Origin of the sequence: Caloramator proteoclasticus DSM 10124 (assembly GCF_900129265.1) — a bacterium.
GTDB lineage: Bacteria > Bacillota > Clostridia > Clostridiales > Caloramatoraceae > Thermobrachium > Thermobrachium proteoclasticum.
This window is the reverse complement of sequence record NZ_FQVG01000027.1, coordinates 26,858-36,649: the sequence shown is the minus strand read 5'-3', so window position 1 is coordinate 36,649 and position 9,792 is coordinate 26,858. Positions and strand designations below refer to the sequence as shown.

Here is a 9,792-nt window from a genome sequence, read left to right as displayed (position 1 = left end):
ATTATAGCATTTAATCTTATGCAGTTATATTTTTTTAGATGTATTAGAGGTTTTAGAAAGAAAAGAATGCTTCAAATAAATATTATTGAGGATATAAGAGATGAGAGATTTACAATAGAAGATACCTGGAATAACCCAGTATTTGAAAAAACTTAATGCAACAATAAAATTGGAAATTAATTATTTAAATTTCTTGGGGTAGGGGGAGTTATAACTATTTTTATAATCTACAGGGATGGCGGAATACCATTTCTTCAATAAGATGTAATAAGATATAATTTCAGTAAAAATAAAAATTCTACTGGAATTTTACTGCGAAATCTCTGTAAGTAGGTGATGAATGTTGTAAAAATATATAAAAAATGCTACAATTATTAGAGCGAAAACCAAGCTAAGATTAGCCATGTAAATGGTACATCTGGGGAAGGAACAGCCCTTTGAGCGTGGGATAACTTGCTCTGTTGGGAGTATTGACCACGAAGCCACTACTTCTATAAGTGGGGGTAGTTCACATAGCAACATTTATTACTCACTTTTCTGATACTAAGTAATAAATGTTGCTTTATTTTTTATCTTAAAATCTAATATTTGTCGAAATAGTTTACTTTTTTATACTTTGTGGTATAATATGACAAAAGGAGGTTGATACTATGAAAAGGTTTGACATTGATTTAAGAGGAGAAAAGAGAGCAAAAAAGAGCTTAAGGAAAGGTCTTGCAGCGGGTGTAGCTATAGGTGCGGCACTTGGAGCAATTTCAGGTATATTATTTGCACCAAAGTCAGGTAAAGAAACAAGAGAGGATTTAAAGGAGGGTGCAAAGGAGGCATTAGATAAAGCAAAGGAAGTTGCAGAAAACGTAAAGTCAAAGGTTGTTAAGACAAGTTGCTGCTGTGAAGGAGAAGAATGTTTAGAGGATTTTGATTGTTGCTGTGAAGATGATATGGGCTGCTGTTGTGGAGAAGATGAAGATTGCTGCAATGATGAAGAGGAAAAAGAGGGAGAATAATATATGGGTAGTTTAACTTTAACTATAACTTTAAGTGATATACTTGCGTTAGTTGGTATAGTTGCAGTAATTTTTATTACATACTATATAGTTACTACTTTAAAGAAGTTAGGTTTAATGGCAGACAAGATTAACAGCATATTAGATACAAATAAAAACAATATAGATAATACATTAAATACCCTACCTAAGCTTGTTGATAATGTGAATAAAATTGCAGCAAGTATAGAATCAAAGGGTGATGAGGTAGGAGATATTGTATCAAGTGTAAATGAGGTTGCAGCAACTGTGGATGATATAGTATCAGCAGTTTCTGATGTTGTTGATGTGTTTTCACAGTTCAGGAGTCTTTTTTCTAAAAAGAAGTTTAAAATAAAGCGATAAGCATAGGCTTATCGCTTTATTTTGTAGAGAGTGTCAAACTTTATTTGATTTGGATATTTGCTAATAAATTCATTGAAGTTAATTTCTACGGTTTCAAATTTAGATAAAAAGGATTCAAAGTCCTTATTTTCTTCAAGTAGAGGTTCAACATCATCCTTTTCGCTATCTATTATTATAAAATTAAAGTTGCCTTCAATGTTTTTAAGTACGTCCTTTACATTGTCAATTAATCTATGAGGACTTACTGCAATATCGCAGGCACAGTGACCGTTACTTATATGATATAAATTTTTATCCTTAATTTCAACTAAATAAGATAAATTTTGTACATAAAGGCTGCTCTGTTCGTTTCTTTCTATAACCTCTTCGTTAATAGTATTACTTGTTTCGGCAAAAATAAAATAACACATATAATCACCCCTTTTGTTTTATTAATTATATATTACCAAAAAAAAATTATTAAAGTAAAGTAATTGTCGTTATAATTGTGTTTATTTTATTATTAACATAATTTATAATATCTTTGGGTGATGTTATGGAGTATTTTATGAATGAGGCTATTAAGGAAGCAAAAAAATGCCTATATTTAGATGAGGTTCCAGTTGGTGCTGTGATTGTTAAGGATGGGAAAATAATAGGAAGAGGACATAATTTAAGGGAAACTTTAAAGGATGCAACAGCCCACGCAGAGATAATTGCAATAAAGGAAGCCTGTAAAACGTTGGGTGGATGGAGGCTTATTGACTGTGAAATATATGTAACTTTAGAGCCCTGTGTTATGTGTGCTGGAGCACTTGTAAATAGCAGAATAAAAAGGCTGGTTTTTGGAGCCTATGATAAAAGATTTGGTGCCTGTGGAACACTTTATAATATAGCCTACGATGAGAGATTGAATCATAGGATAGAGGTTATAGGAGGAGTGCTTTCTAAGGAGTGTGCAGAACTTTTAAGTAATTTTTTTAGAAAAAAGAGAGGATTATAGTTCCTCTCTTTTAATTTGCATTCTGTTATTAAAGAAGGTTTTATAACCAAATAATAGGAATATAATTACGCTTATTGATACACTACCTAAAATACCAAGCATAATAGCAATTTGATATTCTATTGCAACTAAGGGCGAAGAGCCTGATAGTATTTGTCCCGTCATCATACCAGGTAAAAATACTATTCCCATTCCAACCATCGAGTTTATAGTAGGTAGTATTGCAGAATCAAAGGCATTATCTAATATTGGTTTGCAGGCGTCTTTAGGAGATGCACCGAGCATTAGTGAACATTCAATTACATCAACTTGATTTTTAAATCCATCAATTAATTTGTTTATTCCAAGGCTTATTCCTGTCATAGAATTGCCTATTATCATACCAGCAAGAGGAATAAAGTATTGAGGATTATACCAAGGCTTAATGTTTATGACTATTAAAATAAAATAAAACAGTGTAAATAATGTTCCAACTATCATAGAAAAAACAACTACTTTTTTAAGTTCATAAGAAAGTTTAGTTTTAGAACGTTTTATTATGTTTTGTATTGCAAAAATCTCCATAATTGATATTACAAGGAGGGTTATAAAAGGATTTGGATTTTTTAATATATATGTTAGAATATATCCTGTTAAAATTAGTTGTAGAGTCATTCGAGTAGTAGATATTATTATTTCCTTTTCTCTATTTAAGCCTCTCCTTTTAACTATCAAAAGAAGAATTAGTATAAACAGATAGGCAGACAATACCTGCATTATTGATAATTTTACAGCTCCATTCAAATAAATCATCTCCTTTTAGTTATTTCAATTATGTGGTCAGAGTATTTTTTTGCTATTTCCTTAGAGTGAGTTACCATAATAAGAGTCTTATTATTTTTCTTTACATATTCCACTACATAATTAATGACTAAATCCTCTGTATTTTCATCAAGAGCAGATGTTGGCTCATCTAAAAGTATAACTTCAGGGTTCATTATAAGTACCCTAATTAAACAAACCCTTTGTTTTTCTCCGCCAGATAAATTTTCAGCAGGTTCATTTAGGTTTTTATTTACATTAAATTTTTCTAAAAGATTTTCTATCTCTTTAATATCATAGATTTCAGACTTAGAAAATTTTTTGCCTATTAAAATATTATCCAGTATACTTCCCTTATATATAATAGGAGTTTGTGGAAGCATAACCACTCTTCTTCTTAAATCAATTGGGTTGTATTGGTTTATTTCTTTTCTGTTAAAATATATTTCCCCCTCATCAGGGCTTATTATATTATTTAGCATTTTAAGTAGAGTTGTTTTTCCGCTACCGCTTTCCCCTACTATGCATGTGACGGAGTTTTTGTTTATATTAAGGTGGTCAATATAGAGTATATCTTTGTATTTAAGATTTTTTACTTCAAACATATTTTTAACCTCCTATTTCATTAATAAGCTCTAAAGCCTTTTCTTTTGCTTTTATAAGCACATCTTCACCCTCTTTAGTAATAGAGTAGTATTTTCTGATTTTTCCGTTTACGTTTTGTTCCTCTACAGATAGAAGTCCCTCTCTACAGAGGGTGTGAAGAATTGGGTATAATGTTCCAGGGCTTATATCATATCCGTGGTGTTTAAGTTCCTCTATCATCCAAGAACCATAAAAGGGTTTCTTTTTTGCGTGGTGAAGTATGTGTATTTCGATAAAGCCAAGGAAAAGTTTGCGTAATATTTTGCTATCCATTAATAAACACTCCTATCTAAATTCGTTATCGAAAATCGATAATAAAATTATATCATTATTGAAAAAACAATACAAGTTAACTAAATATAAAATGTTGACATTAAAAAATAATACATATATCATATTATTTAGATGGAGAGATGGCAGAGTGGTCTAATGCACACGACTCGAAATCGTGCGTACGGGTAACCGTACCGTGGGTTCAAATCCCACTCTCTCCGCCAAGATTTAATATTTATTAAAATTATTTTTTAAATATGCAAATAATAGGACGACAAAATTGTCGTCCTATTATTTTTTTTGTCGATGTTAAATTAATGTAATACAAATTTGGAATAATTTGCGAACGATTATATATACTCATCGTTTTAAAAATATAGTATAAATACAATAAAGGAAAAAAATGAAAAAGGAGGGATGAATTAATTTTATTCAATTTAAAAAATAAATAAAGGGGGATCGATATGAAGATGAAGAAATTTATTAGCTTCACGCTGTCTGTTGCTCTTTTGTTTTCAAGTTTAATGCCTATGACGAAGGCAGCAGAAAACAGACGTGCAAATCAAGAAAATTTGGTACAAAAGTTTAAATTGCAAAAGCATCTTAAAAACTTTAAGGAAGTTGATGCAAGAAGAGCATTAATTCAGAAGTTTGGTAATGCATCAATAGTTGATGACAATTTTGACAATATGAAACCAGAACCAAAAGAAAATGACAATGTAAGGGTAATAGTTGAATTTGATAATCCAACTGCATTGGATTTGGCAAATTTAAAAAATGTAAGTTTAAAAAACAATAAACAGTTAATTGACGATGTAAAGGCTAATCAAACAAAACTTATATCTCAAATTAGTAAGTATGGTAAAGTTAGACATACTTATCAAAGTGTTTTAAATGGTGTTAGTTTAACTGTTAAGTATAGAGACATAGATGCAATTAGAAAGATTAAGGGAGTAAAAAAGGTAACAGTTGCTAACAAATACTATCTTGATATGTCAACAGCTGTTAATATTACAAACTCACCAACTGTTTGGAACGAACTTGGATTTAAGGGTGAGGGAACTGTTGTTTCAATAGTTGATACAGGAATAGACTATACACATAAGGATATGAAGCTAACAGATCCAACAAAGGCAAAGCTTAGTAAAAATTCAATAACAGAAGGACCAGGTAAGTTCTTTACAGATAAGGTTCCATACGGGTATAACTATGCAGATATGAATACAGACATAATTGATAAATCTGGTAGTATGCATGGAATGCATGTTGCTGGTATAGTTGCTGCAAATGGTGAAATTAAAGGTGTAGCACCAGAGGCTCAAGTTCTTGCTTTAAAGGTTTTCTCAAATGATCCAACAAATGCTGGTGCCTTTACTGATGATATTGCAGCAGCAATTGATGATTCTGTAAAACACGGTGCTGATGTAATAAATATGAGTTTAGGTTCATCAGCAGGGTTTGTAATGCCTGATGACCCAGAACAAAGAGCAATAAAAAATGCAACAGATGCAGGGGTTGTAGTTGTTGTTTCAGCAGGTAATTCATATTACTCAACTTATCCATATGTAGCATATGCACAGGACCCAGATACATCTATAGTAGGTTCACCTGGTTTATTCCCAGATACTATACAAGTTGCATCATCAGAGAATACACATTTAAGACTTCCAGCTTTAACATATGTATTAGGCACTGAAACAGGTGATATGGGTTATACTATATCAGAAATTGATCCAGTTGGAGTATTAAAGGGAGAATATGAACTTGTTTATTGTAACTTAGGATTGCCTCAAGATTTTGAAGGAAAAGATTTAACAGGAAAGATTGCTTTAATAAAAAGAGGAGCTATATCTTTTGTAGATAAGAAGCTAAATGCACAAGCAGCAGGTGCAGTTGGTGTAATTGTATTTAACAGAGATGGAGATAATTCATATATTAATATGGCGACAGACCCATCAGTTAAAATTCCTGCTGTTTTTATAAACAATGCAGATGGAGTAAAGCTATTAAACAATATAGAAAATGGTGTTAAGGTTAAATTCCAAGGGAAGCAAGCAATTGCACCAAATACAAATGCTAATAAAATGTCAGATTTTTCATCTTGGGGTCCAACACCTGATTTGAATTTTAAACCGGATTTAACAGCACCAGGAGGACAAATCTATTCAACTGTAAATGCAAATAAGTATGAGACAATGAGTGGTACATCGATGGCAGCGCCTCATACATCAGGAGCTGTTGCACTTGTTGTTCAATACCTAAAATCAAAGAATATGGGATTAACTCCAAGGGAATTTGTTGAACTTGCAAAGAGATTATTAACAAATACAGCAGAGCCAATGATAGATAAGGCGGTAGGATTACCATATTTAACAAGAAAACAGGGTGCAGGATTAATTAAGGTAGATAAAGCAATAAGGACAAATGTTACAGTAAGTACTGAAGGTGGAAGAGCTGTTGCAGCACTTAAGGAAGTATCAAAGGAGACAACATTTAAGTTAAAATTAACTAACTTTGGTCAAGATACTTATACATTTAATTTAGTAGATAAATATGGTGTTTTAACTACTTATCAAAGAAATGGTTTATTATATCCAAACGCTATGAAACTTACGGGTGCATCAATTTCATTTAGTGAAAATGAAGTTACAGTTGTACCAAATGAAACAAAAGAAGTAACAGTAACTTTAAATGTACCTGAAAGTGCACCAAGTAATATATTTGTTGAAGGTTTTATTAGTTTAATAGAAAAGGATAGCAAAAATCCAGAAATAGTAATGCCATATATGGGATTCTATGGTGAGTGGGATAAGGTTAGAATTTTTGATGCACCAATGTGGGATGAAAATTCATATTATGCCCAAACAACATTAGTAGATCCAATGGGATACTATTTAGGAGTTGAGGGATATAATGAAGAATATGATATGCCAATTATAAATCCAAAATATATTGCAATTTCACCAAATGGAGACTCTATGTTAGATGGAGTAATGCCTCTTGTTTCTTTCTTAAGAAATGCAAAGGAATTTAAGATTGAGGTATTAGACTCCAATAAGAATGTTTTAAGAACTATTTCTTATGATAAGAACATTAGGAAAAATAGAGCAAGTGAACAATTGCCAGCTAAGTACAATTTTGATTGGGCATGGGATGGAATGCTCTATAACGAGGAAAAGGATGAATACTATGTAGCACCTGAAGGACAGTACTATATAAGACTTTTAGGAAAAGTTGATTTTGAAGGAGCAGAATGGACAGAACTTACAATGCCTGTAAAGGTTGACTTAACACAACCTGAAGTTGAAGTTTTATCAGGAGATAAACCAACAGGCTTAAATAAGTATGACTTGGAGTTTAAAGGCAATGATAATTTAGGAATAATGTACTACTTAGTTGCTGTAAATGGAAACTATGATAATATAGTAGAATTCAAGCCAACAGATGAACTAAAATTATCTGTTGACCTTGAAAATGGAGTAAATGTAATTGAAATAGTGGCAGTTGATTATGCAGGTAATTTCCAACTTAAGAGAGTAGAGGTGGATAATTCACTAATTAAATTCAATGTTGATAGAGTATATTATACAAATCAAAATGATGTATCAATTGAGTATACATTTGATGACTCTATTAGATATTTTGTAGATGACGTTAAGGTATTCTTTGATGGAGAAGAGTTAGAGGCTAATAATAAGCTTGAATTCAAAGAATTAGCAGAAGGAGAACACAAGTTAGTAGTTAGAGCGTATGCACATAATTCGCTTATAACAGAAGGCGAAGTAAAGATAGTAGTAGATACTACAATGCCAACCATAACTCCAGGATACAGTGGTTCAATGTTTAACAATAGAGAAGTATTGCTTTCAGGTGAAGTAAGCGAAATGGTAAAGAGCCTAAAGATTAATGGGCAAGAAGTACCTGTAGAACTTTGGTATATGTTTGATGGAGATTCAGATGAACCAAGATTAGCTTATATGTATTTTACACAAGTAAATTTTGAAAAGGACGGGGTAAATAGAATTTATGTTGAAGTAGAAGATTTAGCAGGTAATAAGAATAGCTATGCATATAAGGTATATGTTGATACAACTGCTCCAATACTTGATCTTGAAGGAATTAATAATGGTAAAGTAAAGGTATCTAAGGATGTAGATAAATACACTGTTAAACTAAATGTTTCTGATGAGGTATTTGGATACAGACTTTATGCAAATGGAAATCAAATCGCCTATGAAGAGAGCGAAGTTGGAAATGGAGTATCGAAGTCATATACTTATGATGTTAAATTGAAGGATGGAGTAAATAAAGTTACATTTAGAGCAGTTGACCTATTTGGATTTGAAACAGTAAAGACAGTTGAAATAATTAAAGATAGCAATGCCCCTGTAATTGAAATAACAAGTCCAGAAAGTAACGCAACATTTGAAACAAAGAAGGTTACTTTAAAGGGAAGAGTTACAGATAATGATAAGATTGAATGGGTTAAGGTTAATGATGAAGTTGTAAAAATAAATGAAAACGGTGAATTTGAAAAGGAATTAACATTTAGTGAGTATGGTCAATATGAAATCGTAGTTACAGCAAAGGATGAGGCAGGCAATGTATCAACTAAGACTGTTAATGTTAACCTTGTTAAACCTCATATAGTTTCAATTGAAGTAACTAAAGATAAAAATGCTGTAGAGAGAGGAGAAACTGCACAATTTAAGGCAGTTGCAAAATACTCTGACGGTAGTGAAGCGGATGTAACAGATACAGCAGTTTGGTTAAGTACAGCTGGAACAGTTGAAAAGGGATTATTTACAGCACCAAAGGATTCCTCAGGAAATGTGACTGTTAAAGCTTCATTAGAAGGTGTTGAAGCTACTTCAAATATTGAAGTTAAGGTGCCAGTTGTAAAGAGTCTTGAATTAAAGGCAGATAATTATACTTTCTTATTTAATAATACAGCTAATTTAACAGTTACAGCAACTTATTCAGATGGAACAGTAAAGGATGTTACTTCAGAAGTTAATTATGTAGTTTCCGATTCATCTTTGATTAGTTTAACAGGAAACAAGGTAAAGGGATTAAAGCACGGAGAAGTTAAAATATATGCAACATTAGATGGAGTAAATTCAAACGAAATAAAACTAAATGTAATAAAACCAGCAGAAGTTATCAAGAATATAATTAATGTAATAGCAAGCAAACTTAATATAAGAGAGAGTGCGACTACAAATAGTAAAAAACTTGGAACATTTAGCTATGGAGCAGAGGTTGAATACCTTGAGGTAGTAAATGGATGGTATAAGATTATATACAATGGTGATATAGCATACGTTTCAGCTAAATATGTAAAACCAACTACAAAGACTATATACAATAATGATGTAAAGGAAAAGAAGGTAACAACAACAATTGCCTTGAATGTAAGAAAAGGAGCAGGTGCAAAATATAGTAGATTAGGAACTATAAGAAAGAATACACAGGTTACAGTATTAGAAAAGGTAAATGGATGGTATAAGATAAATTACAATGGTAAGATTGGATATATATATGCTAAATATACAAAATAATTTTAAAGGGTTAGCGTAAGCTAACCCTCTTTTTTATCGAGGTTCCATAAAAGACAACTACTAAATTTGATAACTTTTTGAAATATTATAAACATTGATATAGAAGGATAGAATTAAATAGTGTAGAATATATTTTATA

8 protein-coding genes and 1 tRNA gene are annotated in these 9,792 nt (G+C 31.5%); 5 read left to right on the top strand and 4 right to left on the bottom strand.

What is annotated here, in order from left to right; translation table 11 throughout:
• The first annotated feature begins 650 nt into the window (after positions 1 to 650).
• Both BUB63_RS07525 and BUB63_RS07520 read left to right on the top strand, forming a co-directional pair.
• A complete protein-coding gene (locus tag BUB63_RS07525; protein WP_073248849.1) occupies positions 651 to 1,007 on the top strand; it encodes a YtxH domain-containing protein in 357 nt (118 codons plus the stop codon).
• A gap of 3 nt (positions 1,008 to 1,010) precedes the next feature.
• Positions 1,011 to 1,391 (top strand): DUF948 domain-containing protein, encoded by a 381-nt coding sequence (locus BUB63_RS07520; RefSeq protein ID WP_027308918.1) that lies wholly within the window; start codon positions 1,011 to 1,013, stop codon positions 1,389 to 1,391.
• 8 nt (positions 1,392 to 1,399) lie between these two features.
• Here BUB63_RS07520 and BUB63_RS07515 read toward each other — a convergent pair whose 3' ends face one another.
• Positions 1,400 to 1,801, bottom strand: coding sequence for a hypothetical protein (locus tag BUB63_RS07515; protein ID WP_073248848.1), 402 nt, complete (start codon positions 1,799 to 1,801; stop codon positions 1,400 to 1,402).
• A 137-nt stretch (positions 1,802 to 1,938) separates the two neighbouring features.
• Between BUB63_RS07515 and tadA the strand changes: the two genes are divergently transcribed.
• A complete protein-coding gene (tadA, locus tag BUB63_RS07510; protein ID WP_198011959.1) occupies positions 1,939 to 2,373 on the top strand; it encodes a tRNA adenosine(34) deaminase TadA in 435 nt (144 codons plus the stop codon).
• On the opposite strand, the gene BUB63_RS07505 is transcribed toward tadA, so the two are convergent.
• The 3 genes from BUB63_RS07505 to BUB63_RS07495 are packed head-to-tail and all read right to left on the bottom strand — an operon-like array spanning position 2,368 to position 4,092.
• Complete coding sequence (locus BUB63_RS07505; protein WP_073248846.1) at positions 2,368 to 3,156, bottom strand: ABC transporter permease; 789 nt, start codon at positions 3,154 to 3,156, stop codon at positions 2,368 to 2,370. The two genes, tadA and BUB63_RS07505, sit on opposite strands and share 6 nt — an antisense overlap.
• A gap of 5 nt (positions 3,157 to 3,161) precedes the next feature.
• Positions 3,162 to 3,779 (bottom strand): ABC transporter ATP-binding protein, encoded by a 618-nt coding sequence (locus tag BUB63_RS07500; protein WP_073248844.1) that lies wholly within the window; start codon positions 3,777 to 3,779, stop codon positions 3,162 to 3,164.
• A 4-nt stretch (positions 3,780 to 3,783) separates the two neighbouring features.
• Positions 3,784 to 4,092: a PadR family transcriptional regulator gene (locus BUB63_RS07495; protein WP_073248842.1), complete on the bottom strand. Its 309-nt coding sequence runs from the start codon at positions 4,090 to 4,092 to the stop codon at positions 3,784 to 3,786.
• A gap of 134 nt (positions 4,093 to 4,226) precedes the next feature.
• Between BUB63_RS07495 and BUB63_RS07490 the strand changes: the two genes are divergently transcribed.
• Both BUB63_RS07490 and BUB63_RS14000 read left to right on the top strand, forming a co-directional pair.
• A tRNA-Ser gene (locus BUB63_RS07490) sits at positions 4,227 to 4,316 on the top strand.
• A 240-nt stretch (positions 4,317 to 4,556) separates the two neighbouring features.
• On the top strand, positions 4,557 to 9,653 hold the full coding sequence (locus BUB63_RS14000) for a S8 family serine peptidase (RefSeq protein WP_073248840.1): 5,097 nt from the start codon (positions 4,557 to 4,559) through the stop codon (positions 9,651 to 9,653).
• Positions 9,654 to 9,792 lie beyond the last annotated feature (139 nt).

Coding starts and splice junctions, on each gene's coding strand:
- tadA (WP_198011959.1), top strand. CDS start 1,939: ATGAATGAGGCTATTAAGGAAGCAAAAAAATGCCTATATTTAGATGAG.
- BUB63_RS07500 (WP_073248844.1), bottom strand. CDS start 3,779: ATGTTTGAAGTAAAAAATCTTAAATACAAAGATATACTCTATATTGAC.
- BUB63_RS07525 (WP_073248849.1), top strand. CDS start 651: ATGAAAAGGTTTGACATTGATTTAAGAGGAGAAAAGAGAGCAAAAAAG.
- BUB63_RS07520 (WP_027308918.1), top strand. CDS start 1,011: ATGGGTAGTTTAACTTTAACTATAACTTTAAGTGATATACTTGCGTTA.
- BUB63_RS14000 (WP_073248840.1), top strand. CDS start 4,557: ATGAAGATGAAGAAATTTATTAGCTTCACGCTGTCTGTTGCTCTTTTG.
- BUB63_RS07515 (WP_073248848.1), bottom strand. CDS start 1,801: ATGTGTTATTTTATTTTTGCCGAAACAAGTAATACTATTAACGAAGAG.
- BUB63_RS07495 (WP_073248842.1), bottom strand. CDS start 4,092: ATGGATAGCAAAATATTACGCAAACTTTTCCTTGGCTTTATCGAAATA.